Annotated in this window: 24 protein-coding genes; 13 read left to right on the plus strand and 11 right to left on the minus strand. The window is 56.3% G+C overall.

The window, feature by feature from the left end:
- Positions 1 to 312 precede the first annotated feature (312 nt).
- From EA20_RS0118905 to EA20_RS0118920, 4 genes are all read left to right on the plus strand, one after another.
- Entirely contained in the window at positions 313 to 1,866 is a 1,554-nt protein-coding gene (locus EA20_RS0118905) for an aspartate aminotransferase family protein (protein ID WP_024968323.1), read from the plus strand.
- An 8-nt stretch (positions 1,867 to 1,874) separates the two neighbouring features.
- Entirely contained in the window at positions 1,875 to 3,164 is a 1,290-nt protein-coding gene (locus EA20_RS0118910) for a lysine N(6)-hydroxylase/L-ornithine N(5)-oxygenase family protein (protein ID WP_024968324.1), read from the plus strand.
- Position 3,165: 1 nt separating this feature from the next.
- On the plus strand, positions 3,166 to 5,517 hold the full coding sequence (locus EA20_RS0118915; protein ID WP_024968325.1) for a GNAT family N-acetyltransferase: 2,352 nt from the start codon (positions 3,166 to 3,168) through the stop codon (positions 5,515 to 5,517).
- Positions 5,518 to 5,606: 89 nt separating this feature from the next.
- Positions 5,607 to 6,833 (plus strand): MFS transporter, encoded by a 1,227-nt coding sequence (locus EA20_RS0118920; RefSeq protein ID WP_024968326.1) that lies wholly within the window; start codon positions 5,607 to 5,609, stop codon positions 6,831 to 6,833.
- 124 nt (positions 6,834 to 6,957) lie between these two features.
- Here EA20_RS0118920 and lpxM read toward each other — a convergent pair whose 3' ends face one another.
- The 3 genes from lpxM to znuA all read right to left on the minus strand — a co-directional run bounded on the left by lpxM (position 6,958) and on the right by znuA (position 10,356).
- Entirely contained in the window at positions 6,958 to 7,926 is a 969-nt protein-coding gene (gene lpxM, locus EA20_RS0118925; RefSeq protein WP_024968327.1) for a lauroyl-Kdo(2)-lipid IV(A) myristoyltransferase, read from the minus strand.
- A gap of 132 nt (positions 7,927 to 8,058) precedes the next feature.
- Positions 8,059 to 9,384: a murein DD-endopeptidase MepM gene (gene mepM, locus EA20_RS0118930; RefSeq protein ID WP_024968328.1), complete on the minus strand. Its 1,326-nt coding sequence runs from the start codon at positions 9,382 to 9,384 to the stop codon at positions 8,059 to 8,061.
- A 3-nt stretch (positions 9,385 to 9,387) separates the two neighbouring features.
- On the minus strand, positions 9,388 to 10,356 hold the full coding sequence (gene znuA / locus EA20_RS0118935) for a zinc ABC transporter substrate-binding protein ZnuA (protein WP_024968329.1): 969 nt from the start codon (positions 10,354 to 10,356) through the stop codon (positions 9,388 to 9,390).
- A gap of 77 nt (positions 10,357 to 10,433) precedes the next feature.
- On the opposite strand from znuA, the gene znuC reads away from it, so the two are divergent.
- Together znuC and znuB are read left to right on the plus strand one after the other, a co-directional pair.
- Positions 10,434 to 11,186: a zinc ABC transporter ATP-binding protein ZnuC gene (znuC, locus tag EA20_RS0118940; protein ID WP_024968330.1), complete on the plus strand. Its 753-nt coding sequence runs from the start codon at positions 10,434 to 10,436 to the stop codon at positions 11,184 to 11,186.
- Positions 11,183 to 11,968 carry a zinc ABC transporter permease subunit ZnuB gene (gene znuB, locus EA20_RS0118945; RefSeq protein WP_024968331.1) on the plus strand — a complete coding sequence of 262 codons (786 nt, stop codon included), beginning with the start codon at positions 11,183 to 11,185 and terminating at the stop codon, positions 11,966 to 11,968. The genes znuC and znuB overlap by 4 nt, the downstream gene beginning before the upstream one ends.
- A gap of 287 nt (positions 11,969 to 12,255) precedes the next feature.
- On the opposite strand, the gene ruvB is transcribed toward znuB, so the two are convergent.
- From ruvB to aspS, 6 genes are all read right to left on the minus strand, one after another.
- On the minus strand, positions 12,256 to 13,260 hold the full coding sequence (gene ruvB, locus EA20_RS0118950) for a Holliday junction branch migration DNA helicase RuvB (RefSeq protein ID WP_024968332.1): 1,005 nt from the start codon (positions 13,258 to 13,260) through the stop codon (positions 12,256 to 12,258).
- Between the two features lie 8 nt (positions 13,261 to 13,268).
- Positions 13,269 to 13,886, minus strand: a complete 618-nt coding sequence (ruvA, locus tag EA20_RS0118955; protein ID WP_024968333.1) for a Holliday junction branch migration protein RuvA — start codon at positions 13,884 to 13,886, stop codon at positions 13,269 to 13,271.
- 70 nt (positions 13,887 to 13,956) lie between these two features.
- A complete protein-coding gene (gene ruvC, locus EA20_RS0118960; RefSeq protein ID WP_024968334.1) occupies positions 13,957 to 14,481 on the minus strand; it encodes a crossover junction endodeoxyribonuclease RuvC in 525 nt (174 codons plus the stop codon).
- Between the two features lie 43 nt (positions 14,482 to 14,524).
- A complete protein-coding gene (locus EA20_RS0118965; protein WP_024968335.1) occupies positions 14,525 to 15,268 on the minus strand; it encodes a YebC/PmpR family DNA-binding transcriptional regulator in 744 nt (247 codons plus the stop codon).
- 197 nt (positions 15,269 to 15,465) lie between these two features.
- On the minus strand, positions 15,466 to 15,900 hold the full coding sequence (gene nudB, locus EA20_RS0118970) for a dihydroneopterin triphosphate diphosphatase (protein ID WP_024968336.1): 435 nt from the start codon (positions 15,898 to 15,900) through the stop codon (positions 15,466 to 15,468).
- Positions 15,901 to 17,700 (minus strand): aspartate--tRNA ligase, encoded by a 1,800-nt coding sequence (gene aspS / locus EA20_RS0118975; RefSeq protein WP_024968337.1) that lies wholly within the window; start codon positions 17,698 to 17,700, stop codon positions 15,901 to 15,903. It abuts the gene before it with no gap.
- Between the two features lie 282 nt (positions 17,701 to 17,982).
- Between aspS and EA20_RS0118985 the strand changes: the two genes are divergently transcribed.
- The 6 genes from EA20_RS0118985 (at position 17,983) to EA20_RS0119010 (ending at position 23,087) form a co-directional block, all read left to right on the plus strand.
- Positions 17,983 to 18,546, plus strand: a complete 564-nt coding sequence (locus EA20_RS0118985; RefSeq protein ID WP_024968338.1) for a hydrolase — start codon at positions 17,983 to 17,985, stop codon at positions 18,544 to 18,546.
- 92 nt (positions 18,547 to 18,638) lie between these two features.
- Positions 18,639 to 19,463 (plus strand): DUF72 domain-containing protein, encoded by an 825-nt coding sequence (locus EA20_RS0118990; RefSeq protein WP_024968339.1) that lies wholly within the window; start codon positions 18,639 to 18,641, stop codon positions 19,461 to 19,463.
- A 101-nt stretch (positions 19,464 to 19,564) separates the two neighbouring features.
- The gene (locus tag EA20_RS0118995; RefSeq protein WP_024968340.1) at positions 19,565 to 19,960 is read left to right on the plus strand and encodes an MAPEG family protein; all 396 of its coding nucleotides are present in this window, start codon (positions 19,565 to 19,567) and stop codon (positions 19,958 to 19,960) included.
- 108 nt (positions 19,961 to 20,068) lie between these two features.
- A complete protein-coding gene (gene cmoA / locus EA20_RS0119000) occupies positions 20,069 to 20,809 on the plus strand; it encodes a carboxy-S-adenosyl-L-methionine synthase CmoA (protein ID WP_024968341.1) in 741 nt (246 codons plus the stop codon).
- Positions 20,806 to 21,774, plus strand: coding sequence for a tRNA 5-methoxyuridine(34)/uridine 5-oxyacetic acid(34) synthase CmoB (gene cmoB / locus EA20_RS0119005; RefSeq protein WP_024968342.1), 969 nt, complete (start codon positions 20,806 to 20,808; stop codon positions 21,772 to 21,774). The genes cmoA and cmoB overlap by 4 nt, the downstream gene beginning before the upstream one ends.
- A gap of 215 nt (positions 21,775 to 21,989) precedes the next feature.
- Complete coding sequence (locus tag EA20_RS0119010; RefSeq protein ID WP_024968343.1) at positions 21,990 to 23,087, plus strand: glycerol dehydrogenase; 1,098 nt, start codon at positions 21,990 to 21,992, stop codon at positions 23,085 to 23,087.
- A 275-nt stretch (positions 23,088 to 23,362) separates the two neighbouring features.
- On the opposite strand, the gene EA20_RS0119015 is transcribed toward EA20_RS0119010, so the two are convergent.
- Entirely contained in the window at positions 23,363 to 24,193 is an 831-nt protein-coding gene (locus tag EA20_RS0119015) for a hypothetical protein (protein ID WP_024968344.1), read from the minus strand.
- A 284-nt stretch (positions 24,194 to 24,477) separates the two neighbouring features.
- Complete coding sequence (gene cutC, locus EA20_RS0119020) at positions 24,478 to 25,233, minus strand: copper homeostasis protein CutC (RefSeq protein WP_024968345.1); 756 nt, start codon at positions 25,231 to 25,233, stop codon at positions 24,478 to 24,480.
- 100 nt (positions 25,234 to 25,333) lie between these two features.
- Between cutC and EA20_RS0119025 the strand changes: the two genes are divergently transcribed.
- Positions 25,334 to 26,482, plus strand: a complete 1,149-nt coding sequence (locus EA20_RS0119025) for a MalY/PatB family protein (protein WP_024968346.1) — start codon at positions 25,334 to 25,336, stop codon at positions 26,480 to 26,482.

Genomic DNA, 26,482 nt, shown 5'->3' on the forward strand with positions numbered 1-26,482 from the left:
TGATCCACATCACACAAATAACATTAACACTACTTATAACAAAACTGCCATATCAATCCTATTGAATGATAATGATTACTATTTATAATCTCATACTCATTAACAACTGACACAGGCATGCCACAATCCCCTACAAGATGGAGTTTCTTTAGGTTTACACAATCAGAATCGCTGAACGGGCAACGCCCATCGTTTTTGGCATCCGCCACAAAGCATTAACAAACCTGAACTAACGACGCGTCGTCAGGTGCATCACGCTGCCCTGTTGTCCGGGCGGCAGGGCTTTTTACGTCTCTGATTTAAGGAATTGATATGGTTTTACGTACGCAAGCTCAGCAGGAACCTCAACGGCCCCGCCCTTCCGGTATGGCCGGCCACCAGAAATTTATTTTCAATAAGCGACAGCTGGCGGCCTGGGAAGTACAAACGCAGGCGGTTGTGTCGCTGCTGACCGATACGTTAAACGACGTGGAAAAACCTTTCAGCGGCATTCTGCCGCAGGAGCTTGTCCCTGCCTTCGGCCAGGTCGATCTGGATCGGCCTCTGGGCAGCAATGAAGCGGCACTGGCGGAACTGAAAACGCTCTACCTCCGTGATGCCGTCTTTTTCCACCATCCCAAATATGTGGCGCATCTTAACTGTCCGGTGGTGCTTCCTTCGATCCTGGCGGAACAGGTTATGGCCGTGATCAATAGCTCGGTGGATACCTGGGATCAGAGCGCGGGCGGTACGCTGATTGAGCAGAAGGTGATTGACTGGACGCTTCAGCGCATCGGCCTGCCCGCCACCTCTGACGGGATTTTTACCAGCGGGGGAACGCAGTCGAATCTGATGGCAATGCTGCTGGCGCGCGACAGCTGGTGCGCGGCTCATCATCCGGGGCGCCTGATTAAACAGCAGGGCCTGCCGCCAGAGGCGAGCAAATGGCGCGTGTTCACCTCGAAACTCAGCCATTTCAGCATCCAGAAGTCGATGGCCATCCTGGGTCTGGGCTACGATGCGGTTATTCCGGTGGATTACGATGAGCACTACCGTATGGATGCGACGCTGCTTGAAAAGGCGATTCAGGACGCCCTGCAGGAAGGCCTGATCCCGATGGCGATTGTCGCCACCAGCGGCACCACTGACTTTGGCAGCATCGATCCTCTGCAGGATATCGCCATGCTTTGCCAGCATTATGGCTTGTGGATGCATGTCGATGCCGCGTATGGCTGCGGCCTGCTGGTCTCTGAACACCACCGCGCACGCCTCGCCGGGATCGAATGCGCCGACTCCGTTACCGTCGATTATCACAAATCGTTTTTCCAGAGCGTCAGCTGTGGCGCCTTTTTTGTCCGTGACCGGCAGCATCTCAGTCACGTTACCCACCATGCCGACTATCTCAACCCGCTCAGCGCGCAGCAGGAAGGCACGCCCAATCTGGTCAACAAAAGTATCCAGACGACCCGTCGCTTCGACGCGCTGAAGATGTGGCTGACGCTGCGGATTATGGGCCCGGCCGCGCTGGGCGAGGCGTTTGACAGCCTGATCGCCTTAACGCACGCCTGCCACCAGCTGCTGCGCGCGCACCCGTCAATTGAAACGCTGCATGCGCCAGAGCTGACCACGCAAATTTTCCGCTATATCCCAAGGCCCGGCATGAGCGATGCGCGGGTTGATGAAATTAATGCGGCTATCCGTAAAGCGCTGTTCCGATCCGGTAATGCCGTCATCGCCGGAACCAAAGTGGATGGCCGTCAGTATCTGAAATTCACCCTGTTAAACCCAACGACCACGGTGAGCGATCTCGAAGATGTGATCGCGCTGGTGGTCCATTATGGCCGCGAGCAGGCCCATTCCACCGTGCTGAACGCGGCCAATCAGTGAGGGATAGCATGAACACAGTTTATGATTTTATCGGCATTGGTATCGGACCTTTTAATCTGGGCCTGGCCTGCCTGAGCGAACCGGTTGAGGGGTTGAACGGCGTGTTTCTCGACCAGAACCCCGGCTTTGACTGGCACACCGGCATGATGCTGGAAAGCGCCCATCTCCAGACGCCGTTTATGGCCGATCTGGTGACGCTGGCCGATCCCACCAGCCCTTACAGCCTGCTGAATTATATGAAGCAGAAAGGGAAGCTTTACGCCTTCTATATTCGCGAAGATTTTTTCCTGATGCGCAAGGAGTACAACCAGTATTGCCAGTGGGCCTGCTCACAGCTCAGCAACCTGCGCTGGAATACCCGCGCTGAGTACGTCAGCTATGACAGTGAGCTTGCGTGCTACCGGGTCCGCACGATTCAGACGCAAAGCGGCGAGCAGCAGGAGTGGCTGACGCGCCAGCTCGTGCTGGGCACCGGCCCCGGCGCCTGGATGCCGCCTTGCAGTCGTCCCTATCAGGATCGGATCACCCATTCCGGTGAGTATCTGCGCAACAAAGCTGACCTTCAGAGCAAGCGTTCAGTCACCGTCGTCGGCAGCGGACAGAGCGCCGCCGAAATTTTCTACGACCTGCTGGGCGATATCGACCGCTGTGGCTATCAGCTGAACTGGATAACCCGGGCGCCGCGCTTCTACCCGCTGGAATATACCAAGCTGACGCTGGAAATGACCTCACCGGAATGGATTGATTATTTCCACGCCCTGCCGTCCGCGAAGCGCGATGAACTGAACGCCTGTCAGAAGAATCTCTACAAGGGTATTAACAGCAGCCTGATCAACGCTATCTACGATCTGATGTATGTGAAACAGCTCGATGGCGATCTTAACGTCAACCTCTTTACCCATTCCGAACTGACCGATATGCGCTGGCTGCCCGAAGGAGAATTTGAGCTTGCGCTTTACCAGCAGGAACAGGCGTGCAGCTATACCCGCCATACCGAAGGTGTGGTCATGGCGACAGGCTATCAGTACCGGCCACCGATATTTATTGAAGGCATCGCACCGCGCCTGCGCTGGGATGATAAGGGGCGTTACGACGTACAGCGCAACTACAGTATCGACCATCACAACAAGGTTTTTGTCCAGAATGCAGAGCTGCATACCCACGGCTTCGTCACGCCCGATTTGGGCATGGCCTGTTACCGCAACTCGGTCATCCTGCGTGAGCTGACTGGCCGGGAAATTTATCCCGTCGAGCGGCAGATCGCCTTCCAGACTTTTCCCGCACTATCGGATCGCTAATATGAAGCAGACTTCCCGCTATACCGCCCTGCGTCCTGCAGGCCTGTTTACCTTGCGTCCCCTGACCGCAGAGGACGCTCCGCTTATCCATAGCTGGGTGACGCGCGATTACGCCCGCTTCTGGGGAATGCAAAATGAGAGCCTGGAGCAGGTAGCCGCCTTCTATCAGGCGCTGACCGCAAAAGATCCCGGCGCTGCGCTGCTGGGCTGCTGCGATGGCGAACCGGTTTTCCTGACCGAGATCTATCAGGCTTCAGAGGATGAAGTTGCGAGGTTTTATCCGGTTCAGCCTGGCGATTACGGTATGCACATCTTAATCGCGCCCGCGACCAGCCCGGTCAGACAGTTCAGCTGGCAGGTTTTCACCCTGGTGATGGACTACCTGTTCAGCCAGCCTGCGGTCAGACGCGTGGTCGTCGAGCCGGATGTACGAAATGAAAAAATCCATCGTCTGAACAAACGTGCCGGGTTCCGCTATCAGCAGAAGATTGATATGGGCCATAAAACCGCGTGGCTGGCGTTTTGCCAGCGTGACGATTATCAGCACTCTCTTATGCAGGAAACAGCGAACATGAACACTACCTCTCCGCTGCTTAGCGGCACCCATCTCGCGGGTGATAACTGGGCCCAGGCCAACCGCATGCTGATCCGTAAAGCGATAGCGGAATTTGCCCATGAGCGGCTTATCGATCCCCGTCAGCAGGATAACGCGTTCTCGCTGGCCGTCCCGGCAGGCGAAGCGGTGTATCGCTTCAAAGCACGCCGGCTTGCGCTGGATCACTGGGAAATTGATGCTGCCTCCCTGAGCAAACAGGAGAACGGGCGTCCTCTGCCACTGGACGCGCTGCAGTTCATCATTGAGTTCAGTGAACAGATCGGCATTCCACCCGCCATGCTGGCGACCTATATGGAAGAGATCACCAGCACCCTGTGCAGCAGCGTTTATAAACTGCAAAAAAACAATCCCGACAGCGCTGCACTGGTGAAGGCTGATTTTCAGACGGTGGAAGCCGCCATGACTGAAGGCCATCCCTGCTTTGTCGCCAACAACGGCAGAATAGGATTTGATGCCAGGGATTATCTGGCTTACGCGCCGGAAGCCGCCAGCCCTATCAACCTGGTCTGGGTGGCCGTTCACCTGCGCAATGCCCACTTCTCAAGTCTGAGTCATCTGGATTATGAACAACTGATGCGTGAGGAGCTTGGCGAGGCCACGATAACGGAATTTAACGGGCAGCTGGTGGCGAAAGGGTTATCGCCGGATGATTATCTCTTTATGCCGGTTCATCCCTGGCAGTGGCAGAATAAATTGCTGACCGTCTTTGCGCCTGATATTGCCAGCTGCGATATTGTCTATCTCGGCACAGGCGAGGACCAGTATCAGGCTCAGCAGTCGATCCGTACTTTCTTTAACCGGAGCCAGCCCGCGCGGCGCTACGTAAAAACCGCCCTGTCGGTGCTGAATATGGGCTTTATGCGCGGCCTGTCGCCCTATTATATGGCCACCACGCCTGCGATTAACGAATGGCTGGCGGCGCTGGTCACAAAGGATACCTGGCTCCAGCGCTGCGGTTTTCGCGTATTGCGTGAGGTCGCGGCCATTGGCTATCACAACCGCTATTACGAGCGCGCTATTCAGGGGGATTCCGCTTATAAAAAAATGTTCGCCGCGCTGTGGCGCGATAATCCGGTGGCGGCGCTTAAGCCAGGCCAGCGCCTGATGACCATGGCCTCCCTGCTGCATGTCGATCACCATCAGCAGGCGCTGCTTCCTGCGCTGATTGCCGATTCCGGTCTGCCCGCAGAGGAATGGATTAGCCGCTATCTGACATGCTATCTCAGCCCGCTACTGCACTGCTTCTATCAGTACGATCTGGTCTTTATGCCGCACGGCGAGAACCTGATCCTGCTGTTTGAAAACAATGTGCCGGTCAGCGCCTATATGAAAGATATTGGCGAAGAGATTGCGGTGATGAATCCCGATGCGATCCTGCCTGAAAAGGTGGAGCGTCTGGCAGTCTCGGTACCTGAAGAACTCAAACTGCTGTCGATCTTTACGGATGTCTTTGACTGTATCTTCCGCTTTATCAGCGCGACGCTCGATGAGTCCGGTACGCTGCCGGAAGCGCATTTCTGGCAGGCGGTTGCCCGCTGTATCAAAACGTATCAGGAGGCGCATCCACAGCACGCCGCTAAATTTGCCCGCTACGATCTGTTTGCGCCTGAATTTACGCGCTCCTGCCTGAACCGGCTGCAGCTCGCCAACAATCAGCAGATGATTAACCTTACCGATCCGGCGGAAAACCTGAAATTCGCCGGCACACTGGTGAACCCTGTCGCCGCCTGGCGCTAGATAATTCGTCAGAATGACATCAAACTGGTGTATGTTGACGCGGTCACTTCGGTGACCGCGTTTTTTCCTTTCATTCACAGGGATCCAGAATGTCTCTTTTTGTTCCCGTGTCGAGTCTGACCCCTCGGCACCTGATTTTCCCGCTGTCGCTGGTGCTGTTTGAGTTCGCCACCTACATTGCTCACGATATGATCCAGCCGGGCATGCTGCTGGTCACCGATGAATTTAATGTCGGCCCGGAATGGGTTTCAGCCTCGCTGACCGCCTACCTGGTGGGTGGAATGGTGCTGCAATGGCTGCTCGGCCCGCTCTCCGACAAGCTGGGCCGTCGTCCGGTCATGCTCACCGGGGTGGTTTTCTTTATGCTGACCTGCATCGCGACACACTGGGTACAGAGTATTGAGCAGTTTATCCTGGTGCGTTTTTTACAGGGGATCAGCCTCTGCTTTATTGGCGCTGTCGGCTATGCGGCTATTCAGGAAGCCTTTGATGAATCGCTGAGCGTCAAAATTATGGCGCTGATGGCCAACGTTGCGCTGATTGCGCCGCTGGCTGGTCCGCTGGCAGGTGCGGCGTTTCTGACGGTGGGAGAGTGGCGGACCATGTTCTGGCTGTTCGCCGCCGTCACCGCCGTGGCGCTGATCGGTTTGTGGCGCACCATGCCGGAGACGTCGGGCGACAGAAATACCTCGCTTTCCCTCCGGTCACTGGGCAAAGGCTACCTTGCGCTGGCAACGGACCGGCAGATTATGAGCGGCTCGCTGGCGATCGGACTGGTAACCATACCCTGCCTCGCCTGGGTTGCCCTCTCGCCGGTTATTCTGATCCATGACGAAGGGCTGAGCCGGATGGACTATGCGCTGTTACAGCTCCCGGTTTTTGTGGCGATGATTGCCGGTAACCTGACGCTTGGCCGCCTCGCCAGCCGTCTGCCGATCGACCGGCCGCTGCGGCTTGGCGCCTGGCCAATCCTGGCCGGACTGGCGCTGTCGGTCGCCAGCAGCGCCATTGATACGCACAGCTATCTCTGGCTGACGGCTGGCCTGAGCCTTTATGGTTTTGGCACGGGCCTGGTCAACGCGGGGCTTTATCGCCTGACGCTGTTTTCCAGCAACGCGGGGAAAGGCAGCGTGGCCGCCATGCTGGGTATGGTCAGCATTGTGGTTTTTGCGCTGGGGATTGAAGCTGCAAAAGGCGCTTATTTCAGCGGCGGCGCGCTCTGGTTCAGCCTGGTGAATCTCGCCTGTGGAGTGGTGTGGTTTGTGCTGGTCAGCGCCTTCCTGCGTGAACGCCAGCGCCGCAGCCAGCTCCACTAAATCTTTACTAACTGCCCTAAAGCTGAAAGCGTTACGGGATCCCCCAGTCTGGCTGGGGGTTTACTGTAGAGATAAAAAACGGGCGGCTCACTGCCGCCCGTTTACGCTTTGCCAGCACCGCCGATTATTTAGGATAGAGATCCTTGCGTTTATAGGGTTCGGTATCGCCCTCTTTACGCGTCTTCAGCAGCTTGAGTATCCAGGTATATTGTTCCGGATTCGGCCTGACAAGATGCTCCACCTCTTCATTCATGCGTCGCGCCAGCGTCGCATCATCAGCATCGACTAAATCGTCCATTGGCGGACGAAGATGAATTTCCAGGCTGTGTTTTTTACCATCATAGACCGGAAATAATGGCACAACGCGGGCGCGACAGACCTTCATCAACCGGCCAACCGCAGGCAGCGTGGCCTTATAGGTGGCAAAGAAATCGACAAATTCGCTCTGTTCCGGCCCGTGATCCTGATCGGGCAGATAATACCCCCAGTAACCCTGACGAATGGATGAGATAAACGGCTTGATGCCGTTATCGCGGGAGTGCAACCGCCCGCCAAAGCGACGCCGGACGGCGTTCCAGACGTAATCCAGCAGCGGATTGCGCTGATGGTTAAACATGGCGGCAACGTTCTGCCCTTCTGCCGCCAGCGCCATGGCAGGAATATCCACGGCCCAGCCGTGGGGAACCAGCAAAATAACGTTCTGCCCTTCTTCACGCAGGCGATCGATGATTTCACGGTTATGCCAGACAATTTTCGGCAGCGCCCGTTCCGGACGTAGCGCGACTTCCGCCATCATCACAATCGCCTGAGGCGCCGCAGCGAACATCTCATCAATCAGCTTTTCCCTGGCCTCTTCAGAAAGCGCCGGCATACAGTAGAAAAGGTTAATCTGGGCGCGACGCCGCGCGCTTCTGGCATATTTACCGGCGAAGCGACCCAGCGCGCCCAGCAGCGGATCGCGCATCCGGCCGGGTACCCAGGCCAGCGCAGCACAGGCGCTGGTGCCCAGCCAGTCTCCCCAGTGACGCGGCAACAGAAAGGACTTTTTGAAGACGGGAATAAACTCACTGCTGCTTTTTTTTCGGTTTTCCATGCACTCGCCTCGAACAATAACCGGCTAATGATAGTGCCGGCGGGCAATTTTGCAATGCCCGCATCATTTCGCTGATAAAAAGAAAAAGCCGGCGGGGAAACCCCGTCGGCCTTGAATAACGCCCAGAGCCGCTTATTGCAGTTTGAGCTTCGGCGTCACCTCGCGAACGCGCGCCAGATAGTCGCTGCGATCTTTGCCCGTCAGCCCTTCCATTCTCGGCAGTTTCGCCGTCAGTGGATTGACCGCCTGATTGTTGATCCAGATTTCATAGTGCAAATGCGGGCCGGTTGAACGCCCGGTATTGCCGGTGAGGCCAATACGATCGCCGCGCTTCACTTTCTGCCCAGGTTTCACCAGCAGCTTTTTCAGGTGCATATAGCGGGTCATATACTGACGACCGTGACGGACCGCGATGTAGTTTCCTGCGCCGCCGCTGCGTTTGGCAACGATCACTTCACCATCGCCCACCGCCAGCACCGGGGTGCCAATCGGTACGGCAAAATCGACGCCTCTGTGCGGCGCTACGCGGCCCGTAACCGGATTCACGCGACGCGGATTAAAGTTAGAGGAGACGCGATACTGCTTAACCGTCGGAAAACGCATAAAGCCACGCGCCAGCCCGGAACCGCTGCGGTCGTAGAATTTGCCGTCTTCCGCGCGGATAGCATAGTAATCTTTGCCGCCGCTTTGCAGCCGGACACCGGCCAGATGGCTCTGTTCACTCTTGCCGTCCAGCATTTCACGCGACATCAGCACGGAGAAGCGATCGCCTTTACGCAGCTTACGGAAGTCGAGCTGCCACTGCAGCGCCTTGATCACGGCGCTGATCTCGCCACCGGAAAGCCCCGCCTGACGGGCGCTGGAAACAAAGCTTCCGTTGACGGTGCCGGCGAGCACGCTGTTTTGCCATTCGCCTTTCTGAATTTCGGAAGAGGATTTAAAACCGTCACCGAAACGATCGTAAATTCGCGTTTCCCGACGGGATGTCTCCCAGCTTAAGCGCTGTAGCTGACCATCGTCGGTCAGCGTCCAGGAGAGCTGCTGACCCACCCGCAGGTTGCGCAGATCGTTATCGACTTTAACCAGCTGGCTAATCACGCCCATATCAATGCCATACTGATTGAGGACGCTACTTAAGGTATCCCCTGATGAGACCACGTAATCGTGGGTGCCGGTTTCATTCGGCACATCCTCGTCGATTTCATCTTTCGGCACATCTTCTTCCGGCGTCGGCGGCGCCTGATCGATCGGCTCGCTCGCCTCTGGCAGCAGCGTACGCAGCTGATTTTTCTCCAGCTCCACCGTTTTTACGATCGGACTGTTGCTGACGGGATGATAGACGTAAGGCCGCCATACCGAGACGGCCAGGGTAACAACGGTAAGCGAACCCAGCATGATGCGGTGGGTTCTCGGCAATGTGTTAAACGCCATGGCGACAGCGCGGGCAATTTGCTGCACGTATTATGTTCCTTTGGGCTCCTTCAGGCAGCTCGCAAACTGGCTGGACAACTGTGCGAGGAAAGTCACATAGCTGTCTCTGTCCGGTGTGATGCCCATTCCCAGCGGATCCAGCGTTCCTGAACGCACTTTGGTTCCTCTGGCAACGGCTTCAACGACGGCCGGCCTGAATTGTGGCTCAGCAAAGACGCAGACCGCCTTTTGCTCAACCAACTCTGTTCGAATATGGTGAAGTCGCTGGGCGCCGGGTTGAATCTCAGGGTTAACGGTAAAATGACCAGACTGCGTCAAGCCGTAGTGTTTTTCAAAGTAGCTGTAAGCATCGTGAAAAACGAAATACCCCTTACCTTTCACCGGCGCAAGCTGAGATTTTATTTGCGTATCGGCTGAGGCCAATTCTGCTTCAAAGTGCTGCAGGTTCGCGTCTAATTTGTCTCTGCTTTGCGGCATAAGTTCCAATAATTTTGCGTGGATTGCAACCGCTGATTGCCTTGCTATCTCAGGGGACATCCACAGGTGCATATTATATTCGCCATGATGGTGATGATGCTCCGCTTCATCATGATCGGCATGGCCATGTTCGTGCTCATGTTCATGGCCATGCTCTTCCTCTTCCGTCCCTTTCATCAGCAGCGGTTTTACCTGGGGTAACGCGGCCAGCGCCAGCGATTTATCATCCGGCAGTTGCCCGATCGTTTTCGGTAAAAAAGCCTCCATTTCAGGCCCAACCCAGACCACCAAATCCGCCTGGCGCAAGCGTTTGACGTCGGAAGGACGCAGCGCATAGTCGTGGGCTGAAGCGCCGTCCGGCAGCAGAATTTCGACCGGGGTCACGCCATCGGCAATGGCGGCAGCGATAAAACCGACGGGCTTGATAGAAGCCACAACGGCGGCGTGGAGTGGTGCGGTAAACGAAGCGGCAATGAGTGAAGCAGAAAGCAGTAAAACCGGGCGCTTATTTTTATGTAACATAATACGTCATTCCATCGTGAGAGGTCGATGGAGTGTGATATTATAACATTCGAAAACTTCTGCAACCCATAATGACTATGCCCTCACTAATAACACTGGAAAAAATAGCCGTCAGCTTCGGCCAGCGTCGCGTGCTTTCGGATGTTTCGCTGACGCTGCAGCCGGGACGTATTCTGACGCTGCTCGGGCCAAACGGCGCGGGGAAATCCACGCTGGTACGCGTGGTACTCGGGTTAATACAGCCCGATCGGGGAGAGATGATCCGCCCCGCCCAGCTACGGATTGGCTACGTGCCGCAAAAAATTCATCTGGACGCCACGCTGCCGCTGACCGTTGAGCGCTTTTTGCTGCTGCGCGGTGGCGTCAGCCGCGCTGAAATCCTGCCTGCACTCATGCGTGTCAACGCCGCCCAGTTGATCCGTTCGCCGCTGCAAAAATTGTCCGGCGGCGAAATGCAGCGTGTGCTGCTGGCCCGCGCCCTGCTGAATCAACCTCAGCTGCTGGTGCTGGATGAACCGACGCAGGGCGTTGATGTTAACGGGCAGGTGGCGCTTTACGATCTTATCGACAAGCTTCGTCAGGAACTGAACTGTGCCGTGCTGATGGTTTCACACGATCTGCATCTGGTGATGGCGAAGACGGATGAAGTGCTCTGTCTTAATCAGCATATTTGCTGCTCCGGCACGCCAGAAGCGGTTTCCCGGCATCCGGAGTTTATCTCCATGTTTGGCCCCCGCGGCGCTGAACAACTGGCAATCTATCGCCATCATCATAACCATCGTCACGACCTACAGGGCCGTATCGTTTTACGCAGAGGACAAGGCGAGTGATCGAACTTCTGTTACCCGGCTGGCTGGCGGGTTTTTTACTGGCGCTGGCGGCAGGCCCGCTTGGCTCATTCGTTGTCTGGCGCCGGATGTCTTATTTCGGTGACACCCTGGCCCATGCCTCCCTGCTTGGGGTTGCGTTTGGCCTGCTGCTGAACATTAATCCTTTTTATGCCGTTATCGCCGTCACGCTGATTCTGTCGCTGGCGCTGGTCTGGCTGGAGCGTCGCCCGCATCTTGCCATCGATACGCTGCTGGGGATTTTCGCCCACAGTGCGCTCTCGCTGGGTCTGGTTGTGGTCAGCCTGATGGCGAACGTTCGGGTCGATTTGATGGCTTACCTGTTTGGCGATCTGCTCTCCGTTACCCCTAACGATCTTTATACCATCGGTATTGGCGTGGTCATCGTGCTGGGGGTACTGGCGCTGAACTGGCGTTCCCTGCTTTCCATGACCATCAGCCCGGAACTGGCGCAGGTGGACGGCGTCAATATTCAGCGCACCAAACTGGTGCTGATGCTGGTGACGGCGCTGACCATCGGCGTGGCGATGAAATTTGTCGGCGCGCTGATTATTACCTCGCTGCTGATTATTCCCGCCGCCACCGCGCGCCGCTTTGCCCGTTCGCCGGAGCAGATGGCCGGCATCGCCGTGCTGGTCGGCATCGCCGCCGTTACGGCAGGGCTGACGTTCTCAGCCTGGTATGACACGCCTGCCGGCCCTTCCGTCGTGCTGGGCGCCGCAGTGATGTTTATGCTCAGCATGGTGAAGAAACCGGCAGTATAGTGGTTGATGATCTGAAGCCTGGCGGAAGCCACTACATCAGGCAGCGCGCTGATACATAAGCCGGCGCGTCTGTGGCACTAACAGAAAAACCGGGGAATCCCGGTTTTTTTATGCCCAGAACAGGCGCGTACGCTTCCTGCCGGGAAGTGCTGAGTAAGTAACAGGTTGCCGCGTTGGGTGGCGTCGCGTCTGGCACCGGCATTAAGCAATAACGCCTTAACCAGCGCCTCTGCGGTGACAATAAAAAAACCGGGCAAGCCCGGTTTTTTGCAGAATTCGCGCTAAAGCTACTCTTCCCGGGTAATGCCGAAATGCTTATAGGCATGCTGGGTGGCGATACGTCCACGCGGCGTCCGCTGAATAAATCCCTGCTGGATCAGATAAGGTTCCAGCACATCCTCAATGGTTTCACGCTCTTCGCCAATCGCCGCCGCCAGGTTATCCAGTCCGACGGGCCCGCCGGTAAATTTATCGATAATGGCCAGCAGGAGTTTGCGATCCATATAATCGAAACCTTCCGTATCGACGCTCAGCATATCCAGTGCTTTCGACGCCACTTCGCCGCTGAGGCTGCCGGCCGCACGGACTTCTGAGAAGTCCCGCACCCGGCGAAGCAGACGGTTAGCGATACGCGGCGTACCGCGAGAGCGACGGGCAACTTCCAGCGCGCCTTCTTCACTGAGCGGCAGGCCCAGGCAGGCGGCGCTGCGTCCGACGATATGCTGCAGATCTTCCACCCGGTAAAACTCAAGCCGCTGAACGATGCCAAACCGATCGCGCAGTGGCGAGGTCAGAGAACCTGCACGGGTTGTCGCGCCAATCAGCGTAAAAGGGGGCAGATCCAGCTTGATGGAGCGGGCGGCTGGCCCCTCCCCGATCATGATATCGAGCTGATAATCTTCCATCGCCGGATAGAGCACTTCCTCCACCACCGGCGAGAGACGGTGGATCTCATCGATAAAGAGCACATCGTGAGGCTCCAGGTTGGTCAGCATCGCCGCCAGATCGCCCGCCTTCTCCAGCACCGGACCGGAGGTGGTGCGCAGATTAACGCCCATCTCATTGGCAACAATATTGGCCAGCGTGGTTTTCCCCAGTCCCGGCGGGCCGAAGATCAACAGGTGGTCGAGCGCATCCCCGCGCATTTTGGCCGCCTGGATAAAAATTTCCATCTGCTCGCGCACCACCGGCTGGCCCACATACTCTTGCAGCAGTTTTGGACGTATAGCGCGGTCAACGAGTTCTTCTTCATTGACGGAGCCCGGCGAGACCAGACGATCGGCTTCAATCATGCATTACCTCAAATAGCGGCGCGCAGGGCTTCGCGAATCAGCGTTTCACAGTCAGCGTCAGGACGTCCGACTTTACTTATCATCCGGCTGGCTTCCTGAGGTTTATACCCCAGCGACACCAGAGCGGCAACCGCCTCGCTCTCTGCATCGTTCGCCGCGTCGGCAGGCTGAACCTCACTGGTAAGGGCAAATGGCGTATCGGCCGCGAAGAGATCGCCATGCATGCCCTTGAAGCGGTCTTTCATTTCCACCACCAGCCGCTCTGCGGTTTTCTTCCCCACGCCTGGCAGTTTGACCAGCGCCGCAATTTCTTCCCGCTCGACGGCGGTAACAAACTGCTGCGCGGACATGCCGGAAAGAATGGCAAGCGCCAGCTTTGGCCCGACGCCGTTAACTTTGATCAGCTCGCGAAACAGCGCCCGTTCCTGCTTGCTGTTGAAGCCAAAGAGCAGCTGGGCATCTTCCCGCACCACGAAATGGGTGAAGATCACCGCTTCGTGACTGAGTTCGGGAAGCTCGTAAAAGCAGGTCATCGGCATATGGACTTCATAGCCTACGCCGTTGGCTTCCAGCAGCACCAGCGGCGGCTGTTTCTCCAGGATCGTGCCTCTTAAACGTCCAATCACGTTCGCTTCCTTCCATAACAATCAGTGCGGGGGTTATATCATAAAAAAAGCTGGATGAATATCCAGCTTGTCAGGAGCGCAGGCGTCCGCGGGCCAGGTTAAGCTGCCCTTCGCCCATGCGGTTAGCGTTCTGGCTAACGTGACAGTGGGTGATGGCGATAGCCAGCGCATCGGCGGCGTCCGCCTGAGGACTGGCCGACAGCTTCAGCAGCGTTTTGACCATATGCTGCACCTGGCTTTTTTCCGCGCTGCCAGTGCCGACCACGGTCTGCTTAACCTGACGGGCGGCATACTCGAAAACCGGCAGATCGTGATTCACTGCCGCCACGATAGCCGCACCGCGCGCCTGCCCCAGCTTAAGCGCTGAGTCGGCGTTTTTCGCCATAAATACCTGCTCAATGGCGAAATAGTCCGGCTGGAACTGCGTGATGATTTCGCTGACGCCAGCATAGATAAGCTTCAGGCGGGTGGGCAAATCCGTCACGCTGGTCCGGATACAGCCGCTGCCCAGATAGGTTAACTGCCTGCCCACCTGACGGATAACGCCGTAGCCGGTGATGCGTGAACCCGGATCGATACCTAAAATGATCGCCATCACGCTCCTCCGGCCAGGTTTTGCTGCGGGGTAAACAACGCCATTAAAGGGTTGCCGCCACCTCGTCAGAAATCTCACCGTTGTGGTAGACCTCCTGAACGTCATCGCAATCTTCCAGCATGTCGATCAGACGCAGCAGCTTCGGCGCGGTTTCCGCATCCATATCCGCTTTGGTGGAGGGGATCATGGTAACTTCTGCCGTATCCGCCTTCAGACCTGCCGCTTCCAGCGCATCTTTCACGTCACCGAGAGTTTCCCAGGCGGTAAAGACGTCAATCGCGCCGTCATCGTAGGTCACCACGTCATCAGCACCCGCTTCCAGCGCGGCATCCATCACCGTATCTTCTTCCAGACCCGGTGCAAATGAAATCACCCCTTTGCGGGTAAAGAGATAGGCGACTGAGCCGTCGGTGCCCAGGTTGCCGCCAGTTTTGGTAAAGGCGTGACGCACTTCAGAAACGGTGCGGTTGCGGTTATCACTCAGGCATTCCACCATGACCGCCGTGCCGCCAGGACCATAACCTTCATAAATGATGGTTTCCATGTTGCTGTCGTCTTCACCGCCCACGCCACGCGCAATGGCGCGGTTCATGGTGTCACGCGTCATATTGTTTGACAGCGCTTTATCCATAGCGGCGCGCAGGCGCGGGTTGGAGGCGGCATCACCACCGCCCAGCTTGGCTGCGGTAACCAGCTCACGGATAATTTTGGTGAAAATTTTGCCGCGTTTGGCATCCTGTGCCGCTTTACGGTGTTTGGTGTTAGCCCATTTACTATGACCAGCCATCTGTTCCTGTCTCCAAAATTAACATCGGCCAGGCTCTCTTACCGGCAACGTTGTCCGCTGGCTGTGCCCGCAATCCTCAGGTACATAAGTACGCTGTGGTTGCTGCGCGCAGGCGGCGAACAAATCTGCTGTGCCGGTATATGCCTGAACCTTTGACTTATTCCATCCCTTCAGCCACGTGATCGTAAGCCAGGGAACTACATAACAAATTCTTTAATCGCCTGGCTGTTACTCCAGGACTTAGTCAGCGCGGCGGCTTCATCCGCGGGCAGCCACTGATAAGCGAGATGCTCGCTTAAAGCGATATCCTGCTCTGCGGGCAGCGCCAGGCTGAACCAGTGTTCAGTGTTGTGCGTCACTTCCGGCGCGTAACGGTGGCGAAAGTGGGCAAAGATTTCGAACTCAATCTGACGCTGACAGTTCACCATGCTGAACTGCCCAAGCCCGATATCAATTCCCACCTCTTCACGCACCTCACGCGCGGCGGTTTCCGCCAGCGTTTCACCCGGTTCCTGGCTGCCGGTAACCGACTGCCAGAACGCCGGATCGTCACGTCGCTGTAGCATCAGCACCCGCCTGGTATCGCGGGCGTAAATCACCACCAGTACCGAAACGGGATGCTTAAAGGCCATTCAGTCGTTCTCTGATGGCGTATCCGCAGGCGCGTTCTGGTATTTTTTGATGACTTCAATACCCAGTTCACCCAGCGATGCCGGATTGGCAAAGCTTGGCGCTTCGGTCATCAGGCAGGCCGCCGCGGTGGTTTTCGGGAAGGCGATAACGTCACGGATATTATCCGTGCCGGTCAGCAGCATCACCAGACGATCCAGACCAAATGCCAGGCCCGCATGAGGCGGCGTACCATACTTCAGCGCATCAAGCAGGAAGCCGAACTTCTCACGCTGCTCCTGTTCGGTAATACCGAGAATGCCAAAGACGGTCTGCTGCATCTGTCCGTTATGAATACGGACTGAGCCGCCGCCGACTTCGTAACCGTTAATCACCATGTCGTAGGCGTTAGCAATAGCGGTTTCCGGCGCGGCTTTCAGCGCTTCCGGCGTCATCTCTTTCGGTGCGGTAAAGGGATGGTGCATCGCGGTCAGACCGCCTTCGCCATCCTCTTCGAACATCGGGAAGTCCACTACCCACAGCGGCGCCCAGGCCGCGTTATCGGTAATGGCCAGATCGCGGCCCAGCTTCAGGCGCAGCGCGCCAAGCGCGTCGGCAACGATTTTAGCGCTGTCTGCGCCAAAGAAAATCGCATCGCCGTCAGCGGCAGAGGTGCGGCTCAGGATCGCTTCCACGATTTCGGCGTTCAGGAATTTGGCCACCGGGCTGGTTACGCCTTCCAGACCTTTTGCACGTTCGTTGACTTTCATCCACGCCAGGCCTTTCGCGCCGTAGATTTCTACAAACTTGCCATATTCATCGATCTGCTTGCGGCTAAGCCCAGCGCCACCCGGCACGCGCAGTGCGGCAATGCGGCCCTTAGGATCGTTAGCCGGGCCAGAGAAGACCTTAAACTCAACGTCTTTCAGCAGATCGGCAACGTCCACCAGCTCCATCGGGTTACGCAGATCCGGCTTATCGGAACCGTAACGGCGCATCGCCTCTTCAAAGGTCATCATCGGGAAATCGCCCAGATCGACACCTTTCACGTTCTGCCACAGCTCGCGCACCATCCGCTCCATGATTTCACGCACCTGAGGCGCGGTCATAAAGGAGGTTTCAACATCAATCTGGGTAAATTCAGGCTGACGGTCAGCACGTAAATCTTCATCGCGGAAGCATTTCACGATCTGGTAATAGCGATCGAAGCCGGACATCATCAGCAGCTGTTTGAACAGCTGAGGTGACTGCGGCAGCGCATAGAACTTGCCTTTATGCACGCGGCTCGGCACCAGATAGTCACGCGCGCCTTCCGGCGTCGCTTTAGTCAGCATCGGTGTTTCAATATCCAGAAAGCCGTTATCGTCCATAAAGCGGCGCACAAAGCTGGTGATTTTCGCTCGCGCCTTCAGGCGGTTTGCCATATCCGGACGGCGCAGATCCAGATAGCGGTATTTCAGACGCGCTTCTTCACTGTTGACCTGGTTGGAGTCCAGCGGCAGCGGCTCAGCGCGGTTGATGATGGTCAGATCGGTAGCGAACACTTCCACTTCGCCGGTCGCCATATCGGGGTTTTTGTTTTTCTCATCACGGGCGCGAACGGTGCCGGTGATCTGGAGGCAAAATTCGTTACGCAGCTCGGAGGCGAGCTTAAAGGCGTCCTGACGATCCGGGTCGAAAAAGACCTGCACGATACCTTCACGATCGCGCATATCAATAAAAATCAGGCTCCCCAGATCGCGGCGGCGATTGACCCAACCGCACAGTGTCACTTGCTGGCCTACGTGGGACAGATTGAGCTGTCCGCAATACTCAGTTCGCATAACGATATCCTTTAATCTTCGCCGCTTACGCGCAGCAGGGAGAACTTTTACCGCCCTTCCGGGCGCTGCTGACGCGAAAAATGGCGGCCATTATAATGGAAAAAGCGCGGCGCGATAAGTGCCGGCACCGCATCAATAGCGCCTTTCGCGGTCAAAACAGGCGATGCTCCCCTTGCGCCTCACAAAAGCTAACAAATTTCACGCTTTTCGAACATTGTTCTGGTCGCTTCAGGCGAAGGATCGCCTGTAATCTCAACAATTTCCCCCAACTATGGAGAATGTATGCTGGAGTTAACTGCTGATAAAACCGCGCTGGTGCTGATTGACCTGCAGGAAGGGATCCTGCCTTATGCCGCAGGTCCCCATCAGGCCAGTGATGTGGTCGCCCGTTCGGCGACGCTGGCGGCAAAATTCCGCTCGGTCAACGCGCCGGTTGTGCTGGTGCGCGTGGGCTGGTCAGCCGACTTTGGCGATGCGCCGAAGCAGCAGGTGGACGTCAGCCACAGCGGCGCCCTGCCTGAGAACTGGTGGGTCTATCCGGCTGCGCTCGGTAAACAGGAAAGCGATATCGAAGTGACCAAACGCCAGTGGGGCGCTTTTTACGGCACCGATCTGGAGCTTCAGCTGCGCCGCCGCGGCATTGATACGATCGTGCTGGGCGGGATCGCCACCAATATTGGCGTGGAATCGACGGCCCGTAACGCCTGGGAGCTTGGTTTTGATCTGGTGGTGGTCGAGGATATTTGCAGCGCTGGCAGCGCCGAAGAGCATCACGGCAGCTTTAAAAATATCTTCCCGCGTCTGGGACGCGTCCGCTCGTCCGGTGAGGTATTAAGCGCGCTCTGATGCTGACGCAACCCGATCTCCGCAGCGTCGGGTTGCACTCTTCCTCTCCCCCCGCTACATTTTTAGCCTGCTTATCGATACAGGACGCGCCGGTGACGCCTTTTTATCTCGGACTGCCGCAGTGGCAGCATCCCCACTGGAAGAAAATCGGGCTTCATACCCTTGCCGACTACGCGCACTATTTTAACTGTGTTGAGGGTAATACCACGCTCTATGCGCTGCCCCGGCCTGAGATTGTGCAGCGCTGGCGTGATATGACGCATGATGATTTCCGTTTCTGCTTTAAATTCCCTGCCACCATCAGTCACCAGGCTGGCCTGCGCAACTGCGCCGATTTGACCGCCGAATTCTTCGCTTTGATGACGCCGCTTTCGGCAAGGATTGGTCAGTTCTGGCTGCAACTTCCCGCCGCCTTTGGCCCGGCGGCGCTGGAAACGCTCTGGGCATTTCTCGACGGCCTGCCGGGCGAGTACAGCTATGGCGTTGAGGTACGTCATCCCGAGTTTTTTACTAAAGGTGAGGCGGAACGCGCGCTTAATCGCGGCCTGCATCAGCGCGGCGTTAACAGAGTGATTCTGGATACGCGCGGCGTCCATTCGGCCCATCCCAGCAATCCGGCAATTATTGAAGCACAGCGCAAAAAACCGGTCCTTCCCGTCCATGCCGTCATGACCGCGCAGCAGCCGATGATCCGTTTTATCGGCGGCGACGAGCCGCAGGACAATCTGCGCTGGTTCCAGGCCTGGCTGCAGAAGCTGCCGGAATGGACCGCCAGCGGGCAGCCCTGGCTGTTTATTCACACGCCTGATATCGCCTTTGCGCCCGATCTGGTGCAGTACCTCTGGCCCGCCCTCCAGCAGGCTGTGCCGCAGGTGGGCGACGCGCCGGGCTGGCCGCAGCAGGACCGGCTTTTTTAACTGCCAGTACGGGATTCTGTTTCGGCGTTGTATTGACGCTGACAATAGCCGCTTTCGCCGTTATGATGGCGCCAGAATTTTCCAGGCTTAAGGGAGCCAGAATGGTCAGCGCCTTGTATGTTGTGCTCGGAGCACTGTTCCTGATTAAGTTTTCGTTTGATGTAATTCGTCTGCGTCGCCTCTATCACGTCTCAACCGGTGACGGCGGCTTCTTTGAGCTGCAAACCGCTATTCGTATTCATGGTAATGCGGCGGAATATATCCCGGTTGCGATGCTGATGATGGTGATGATGGAGATGAACGGCGCTGAGATCTGGATGCTGCATCTGGTTGGCATCGTTTTCTTTCTGGGGCGCAGCCTCCATTTTTACGGTATGAACAGCAGCACCCTGCTCTGGCGAAAAAATGGCATGATCCTGACGATAATATCTCTGGTCGTCATGATCTTACTTAACCTGGTTTATCTTCCCTGGGATCTGGTGATGCCGCTGCGTTAACGCCCTGTCCGTTCTGCCCTTCCACTAATGGACCGGGCAGAACAGGTGCAGCCTGCGTCGCTTTCTGCCAAAATAGCGCCTTTCCGTTTTTCTTCCGGACTTACCACTATGTCTAACCGCGATACGCTGTTCTCCGCGCCGATTGCCAAACTGGGCGACTGGACGTTTGATGAGCGCGTGGCCGAAGTTTTTCCCGATATGATCCAGCGTTCCGTGCCGGGTTATTCCAATATCATTTCCATGATCGGCATGCTGGCTGAACGTTTTGTGCAGCCGGGCAGTCAGGTTTATGATCTGGGCTGCTCGCTGGGCGCGGCTACACTTTCCGTGCGCCGCAATATCAAGGCTGAAGGCTGTAAGATAATCTCCGTCGATAACTCGCCCGCCATGGTTGAGCGCTGCCGGAGGCATATTGATGCATTCCGGGCAGAGACGCCGGTTGAGGTGATCGAGGCCGATATTCGTGATATCGCCATTGAGAATGCATCGATGGTGGTGCTGAACTTTACGCTCCAGTTCCTCGATCCTGATGAGCGTCAGCAACTGCTGAACACTATCTGGCAGGGGCTGCGACCCGGCGGCGCGCTGGTGCTGTCCGAGAAATTCAGTTTTGCTGATGCTGATGTGGGTGAACTGCTGTTCAATATGCATCACGATTTCAAACGGGCTAACGGCTACAGCGAACTGGAAATCAGCCAGAAGCGCAGCATGCTGGAAAATGTCATGCTGACCGACAGCGTGGAAACCCATAAATCGCGTTTGCGTACCGCCGGCTTTGAACACGCGGAACTCTGGTTCCAGTGTTTTAACTTCGGTTCGCTGATCGCCCTTAAAGCAGGTTCCGCCTGATGGACTTCGGTAATTTTTATCAACTTATTGCAAAAGGCCCGCTTGCCCACTGGCTGGAAACCCTGCCGGCGCAAATTGCGGCCTGGCAGCGCGAGCAGTTGCACGGTCATTTTAAAAACTGGGATCGGTCGGTCGGGCATCTGCCGACCATTGTACCGGAAACGCTCGATCTGCTGCACAGCGTGACCGCTGACAGCAGCCAGCTCAGCGATCGCCAGCGCAGCGGTATCGAAAGCCTGCTGCGCAACCTGATGCCGTGGCGCAAAGGGCCCTACTCACTGTACGGCGTACATATTGATACTGAATGGCGCTCCGACTGGAAATGGGATCGCGTGCTGCCACATATTTCGCCGCTGGCGGGCCGCACCGTGCTCGACGTCGGCTGCGGCAGCGGTTATCACATGTGGCGTATGATCGGTGCAGGCGCAAATCTGGTGGTGGGCATCGATCCGATGCAGCTGTTTATCTGCCAGTTCGAGGCCGTGCGCAAGCTGCTCGGCGACGATCAGCGCGCGCACGTGCTGCCGCTCGGCATTGAACAGCTCCCGGAACTGAAAGCCTTCGATACGGTGTTTTCAATGGGCGTGCTTTATCACCGTCGTTCTCCGCTGGATCATCTGTTTCAGCTGAAAAATCAGCTGGTCAGCGGCGGCGAACTGGTGCTGGAGACGCTGGTGGTCGAAGGCGACGAGCACGCGGTGCTGGTGCCGGGCGAACGCTACGCGCAGATGCGCAACGTCTATTTCATTCCCTCTACCGGCGCGCTGAAAAACTGGCTGGAGAAATGCGGCTTTGTTGACGTGAAGATCGCGGACTATTCCGTTACCTCAACGGAAGAGCAGCGCCGCACCGACTGGATGACCAGCGAGTCGCTGGCGGAATTCCTTGACCCCAACGATCCAACAAAAACCGTGGAAGGTTATCCGGCCCCGCTACGCGCCGTGCTGGTCGCGCGTAAACCTTAACTGATCGCCCCACCCGTTTCTCTGCGGGTGGGGAACTGCTTTCGCCCCGTCCAGACTATCGCATTTCGATCTCCTCCTTTCTGAAAGTGACGTGATAAACAGCGCATGCTGACTAATTTTTGCCAAAAAACCTTTTTAAACAAACCCTGTCGGGAAAATGGGTCCAGGATGTAAGGCGTACGGCATCTTTTTCATTTCACTGAAAGGAGTCCCACATGAGTAAGTTTGTTTTCTCTTCCCCGCGAAAATATGTTCAGGGCGCAGGCGTGATGGCACAGCTGGGTGAGTACGTTGCGGAATTGGGCAACAGCGCCTTTGTGGTGGCTGACGATATTGTCTGGGGGCTGGCTGGCAAAGATGTGCAGGCTTCCCTGCAACAAAGTCAGGTTGAATGCCACTATCAGCGGTTTAACGGCGAAGCGTCAGGCAACGAAATTTCACGCCTGGCTGCGCTGGCGCAGGAAAGCGGCGCCAGCCTGGTGGTCGGCGTTGGCGGTGGGAAAACGCTGGATACCGTTAAGGCGGTGGCAGATGAACTGAAACAGCCTGTAGTGATCGTGCCGACTATCGCTTCAACGGATGCGCCCTGCAGCGCCCTTTCCGTGATCTATTCCGACAGCGGCGTCTTTGAGAGTTACCGTTTTTACAGTAAGAACCCCGATCTGGTGCTGGTTGATACCCAGGTGTGCGCCAGAGCGCCGGTGAGGCTGTTTGCGTCCGGTATCGCTGATGGCCTGGCGACCTTTGTGGAAGCGCAGGCGGTGAAACGCTCGCACAGCAAATCGATGGTGAATGGCGATCCTACCATCGCCGGGATGGCTATTGCAGAAGCCTGTGAAAAAACGCTGCTCGCCTTTGGCTTCAGCGCTTATCAGGCGGTTGAGAAAAAAGTGGTGACGCCGGCAGTGGAAGCGGTCGTTGAAGCGAATACGCTGCTTTCAGGGCTGGGCTTTGAGAATGCCGGCCTGGCGGGCGCTCACGCCATTCATAATGGGTTTACCGCGATTGAGGGCGATATCCATCACCTGACCCATGGTGAGAAGGTTGCTTATGGCACGCTGACGCAGATGGTGCTTGAGCAGCGTACTGATGAAGAGATCGCCCGCTACATTCGCTTCTATCGCTCCATCAAGATGCCCACCACGCTTAAGGAGATCCATCTGGAAAACGAAAGTTGGGAAAACCTGGTGAAGGTCGGTGCGCTCGCCAATAACGAAGGCGATACCCTGAAAAATCTCAACCCGAATCTGGGTGCGGAAGATATTGCCAGCGCGATTCTGGCCGTGGATGCATTCAGTAAAACGGTCAGTTAACCGCAAAACTGTAAGGGGCCGCCGTGCCCCTTTTTGCATCAGTAGCGACGTTAAGTGCAGTGCGGCATCTTCAGGCTTTTAACCGCAATCTGCACTGATCTGTGGGTTATCTCCTCAGAATTGTTTGTATGCCCGACGACTCATGCACGGTGATATCTCTCACGACATACTGCAACTGCCCCACCAATGTGTCGCTAATAACCCGGTCTCACCCTGTTGTCATGGCTGACTGGTTTGTTACCAAGTTAAGAAGCTCGCCACAGGCAGAGGCGTAACTATTTTTCCCAATACTCATAGCGGTAAGCCGCGCTGATATTACGGCTGACCACGGCGCCGGGATAGGTTTCCTTCTCATGCAGATAGCTGAGCGTGCAGTTGCCGCGGTTATCCCATAGCTGGCATTCGTCCAGCGAGGTTTTTTCGCTGAACGCATTATGTTCCTGTGAGTGCAGCTTCAGCTCACGGTCCTTGTTGTCATAGTGCCAGGTCATCTTACTGTCCGGTGACTCGGAAGCCACCAGCTGGTTTTTGGGGTTCCAGCGGTAGCGGGTTTCGCCGTTCGCCTGGCTGTCAGAACTGCGCGATACGCTTTTGATTAGCCGCTGCTGCCGATCAAACGTATAAATCGTCTCGGTAAAACCCTTTTCCCCTTTGAGTAAAAAAGCTTCTGTGGCGCTGGTTATCGTCCCTTTTTCGCCGATCAGATAGTTAATGGTACCCTGCTTGCGGTTGACCTCAACGGCCTTCCCCTGTTTCAACACGAAGACTGAGATATCGTATACGGCCTGCCAGCCGCTCGCTGCCTGGACAACGCTTTGTACCATCTTCAGCATCACGTTATTTTCATTTTTGTCGAAGCTGATGTCGGCGCGCAGCAGCGTCCCGCATTCATCGAACTGACCCAGAATGCGCCTTTGCTGGTTAACGTCACGCCCAAACTCCCCAAGCACAACCTGTTTTACCGGGCCTTTGGCCGTTCCACCAAGTAACACGATACCGTTACTGTTATTGATGAGCTCAGCATGAGGGGGACATTTCTGCGCCGCAAAGGCGCTGCCCATAAGCAGTAAACCAAGACTACAGACGCTCAGCATGATGATTTTCATCGCGATCCCGTGAAGGTAATGACATTCTGCTGTAAGTGTAAAAGGGATTCTGGCGAAGCAGAATTTATATTGCTAACTCTGGTGCCGGTAATGTGGATTTACTCAGGGGAGACAGAGATCCACAAATGCAGATAACCGACGCCCCTGCTTTCACTCCAGCTATTATTTCAGGCTCACTGCCGGGCCCCGTTTAACCGGCGAAAAAAAGCCCCATCAAAACGATGGGGCCTGGTACTTGCAAACATCACGTCGCTGAACTGGCGTGCTGCGCGGCAAAATCTGGTTCAGGCCACGTGGACCGGTGCACTGAGCGACATGGCAACCTTCATCGCTTCGACCATATCACCGTCTACGCAGGTACGGCTGAATTCATCGGTTTCCGCAATGGAACTCATGGAAACCCCCGCTTTACGATAGCGCATGGGCGACGCTATTCGCTGGCTGGCCGAGCTGTGGATCTCACTCAGCCCGGCTTCGATAAACTTTTGCAGGTTGCTGAGACGTACGCCAGCACCTGCCATAATGATTGGACCACGGGTGGAGCGAGTTAGTTCCCTCAGCAGCGGCAATCCACTTTCGGCACTCTGCTGCTGCCCTGATGTCAGTATCCGGGCAACCCCCAAATCGGTCAGCTGTTGCAGCGTAACCAGCGGGCTGTGGCAGAGATCGAACGCACGATGAAAAGTGACCGCCATTCCTTCACACAGCGCCATGATCTCTTTCATGCGCTTAAGGTCAACGTGCCCATCAACGTCCAGGATGCCGATAACCAAACCGGGAAAGCCCAGTTCACGAAGGAAAGCGACGTCGGATTTCATTTCATTGAATTCGCCCGCGGTAAAACAAAAATCTCCCCCACGCGGACGGACGATAGGATGAACGGGAATCGTAATATTTTTCCGGGCCTGCATCAGACTGCCCGCCGACGGGGTCAGCCCACCTTCGGAGGGCGCAGCGCAAAGTTCGATACGATCGGCTCCTGCCTTCTCCGCCGTCAAAGCACAATCGACTCCGTAGCAGCATACTTCCAGTTTAAGCATTCCATCCTCCTGTTAATGCCTGCCGGTTGGTTGTGATAATCTTTCCAGATACGTAGTGTGCATTAAAAACTTATGAATAATAGTAACGGGAAATAGTCACATGGCATCCAGTTTTAATGAACGGATCGATCGCCGTCACAGCGATAGTCTGAAATGGCAAAAATATGGTGACCAGGATATCCTCCCTCTCTGGGTGGCCGATACGGATTTCCGCTCGCCGCAGTGCGTGATTGATGCGCTTAAAGCGCGCGTTGAACATGGCGTTTTCGGCTACGGCGGCACGCCTGGTGAACTGATTGATGTCATCATCGCCCGGATGAGAGAACGTTATCAGTGGGAGATCAAACCTGAATGGCTGGTGTTCCTGCCCGGCATCGTCAGCGGTCTGAATATCTCGGTTCGCGCCTTCACCACCCCTCATCAGGGCACTGTCGCGCCCACCCCCATCTATCCGCCTTTCCGCTCGGCCGCCAAGCTGGCCGATCGTACGCAAATTAACGGCCAGTTACGGCTGGAAAATCAGCGCTGGGTGATGGATATCGGGGCGCTTGAGCCCCAGATGAACGGTAATGAAAAATTATTGATGCTGTGTAATCCGCAGAACCCCGGCGGCACCGTTTACCGCAAAGAGGAGCTTGAGGCGCAGCTTCGCTTCGCCCAGCGTCACGATTTGATTGTCTGCTCCGATGAAATTCATTGCGATCTCCTGCTGGAGCCCGGCGTTAAGCATATTCCTTTTGCCACGCTGAGCAGCGATGCTGAACAGCGTTCGATCACGCTGATTTCGCCCTCTAAAACCTTCAATATTGCCGGACTGGGCGCGTCGCTGGCGATCATTCCTGACGCCAGCCTGCGGGCCCGCTTTACGCAAACACGTCAGGGCATTGTACCTGGCGTGGATATTCTGGCTTACGTCGCCGCCACCGCGGCCTGGCGCGATGGGCAGGCCTGGCTGGATGAGAAGCTGGCCTATCTGCGGGAAAGCCGCGATTTACTCACCAGCCGCATTAACGCAATGCCGGGACTCTCTGTCGCCCCGCCAGAAGCGACCTATCTGGCCTGGATCGATGCCAGCAAGCTGGGCGTTGCCAGCCCGGCGCGTTTCTTTGAACATCACGGTCTGGGCTTCTCGGCAGGACGGGAATTTGGCGACGATGGGTTTGTTCGCTTTAACTTTGGCTGCCCGCGAGACCTCATCCATGAGGCGCTCCGGCGGATGGAAAACGCGTTGAGAACGCTTAACCGTTAA

The sequence above is a fragment of the Pantoea sp. IMH genome, from assembly GCF_000599885.1.
GTDB lineage: Bacteria > Pseudomonadota > Gammaproteobacteria > Enterobacterales > Enterobacteriaceae > Erwinia.

Bases quoted from the DNA above. Each gene is read 5' to 3' on its own strand.
- EA20_RS0118905 (WP_024968323.1), top strand. From the start codon at position 313: ATGGTTTTACGTACGCAAGCTCAGCAGGAACCTCAACGGCCCCGCCCT.
- EA20_RS0118910 (WP_024968324.1), top strand. From the start codon at position 1,875: ATGAACACAGTTTATGATTTTATCGGCATTGGTATCGGACCTTTTAAT.
- EA20_RS0118915 (WP_024968325.1), top strand. From the start codon at position 3,166: ATGAAGCAGACTTCCCGCTATACCGCCCTGCGTCCTGCAGGCCTGTTT.
- EA20_RS0118920 (WP_024968326.1), top strand. From the start codon at position 5,607: ATGTCTCTTTTTGTTCCCGTGTCGAGTCTGACCCCTCGGCACCTGATT.
- lpxM (WP_024968327.1), bottom strand. From the start codon at position 7,926: ATGGAAAACCGAAAAAAAAGCAGCAGTGAGTTTATTCCCGTCTTCAAA.
- znuA (WP_024968329.1), bottom strand. From the start codon at position 10,356: ATGTTACATAAAAATAAGCGCCCGGTTTTACTGCTTTCTGCTTCACTC.
- znuC (WP_024968330.1), top strand. From the start codon at position 10,434: ATGCCCTCACTAATAACACTGGAAAAAATAGCCGTCAGCTTCGGCCAG.
- ruvB (WP_024968332.1), bottom strand. From the start codon at position 13,260: ATGATTGAAGCCGATCGTCTGGTCTCGCCGGGCTCCGTCAATGAAGAA.
- ruvC (WP_024968334.1), bottom strand. From the start codon at position 14,481: ATGGCGATCATTTTAGGTATCGATCCGGGTTCACGCATCACCGGCTAC.
- EA20_RS0118965 (WP_024968335.1), bottom strand. From the start codon at position 15,268: ATGGCTGGTCATAGTAAATGGGCTAACACCAAACACCGTAAAGCGGCA.
- nudB (WP_024968336.1), bottom strand. From the start codon at position 15,900: ATGGCCTTTAAGCATCCCGTTTCGGTACTGGTGGTGATTTACGCCCGC.
- aspS (WP_024968337.1), bottom strand. From the start codon at position 17,700: ATGCGAACTGAGTATTGCGGACAGCTCAATCTGTCCCACGTAGGCCAG.
- EA20_RS0118985 (WP_024968338.1), top strand. From the start codon at position 17,983: ATGCTGGAGTTAACTGCTGATAAAACCGCGCTGGTGCTGATTGACCTG.
- EA20_RS0118995 (WP_024968340.1), top strand. From the start codon at position 19,565: ATGGTCAGCGCCTTGTATGTTGTGCTCGGAGCACTGTTCCTGATTAAG.
- cmoA (WP_024968341.1), top strand. From the start codon at position 20,069: ATGTCTAACCGCGATACGCTGTTCTCCGCGCCGATTGCCAAACTGGGC.
- EA20_RS0119010 (WP_024968343.1), top strand. From the start codon at position 21,990: ATGAGTAAGTTTGTTTTCTCTTCCCCGCGAAAATATGTTCAGGGCGCA.
- EA20_RS0119015 (WP_024968344.1), bottom strand. From the start codon at position 24,193: ATGAAAATCATCATGCTGAGCGTCTGTAGTCTTGGTTTACTGCTTATG.
- cutC (WP_024968345.1), bottom strand. From the start codon at position 25,233: ATGCTTAAACTGGAAGTATGCTGCTACGGAGTCGATTGTGCTTTGACG.
- EA20_RS0119025 (WP_024968346.1), top strand. From the start codon at position 25,334: ATGGCATCCAGTTTTAATGAACGGATCGATCGCCGTCACAGCGATAGT.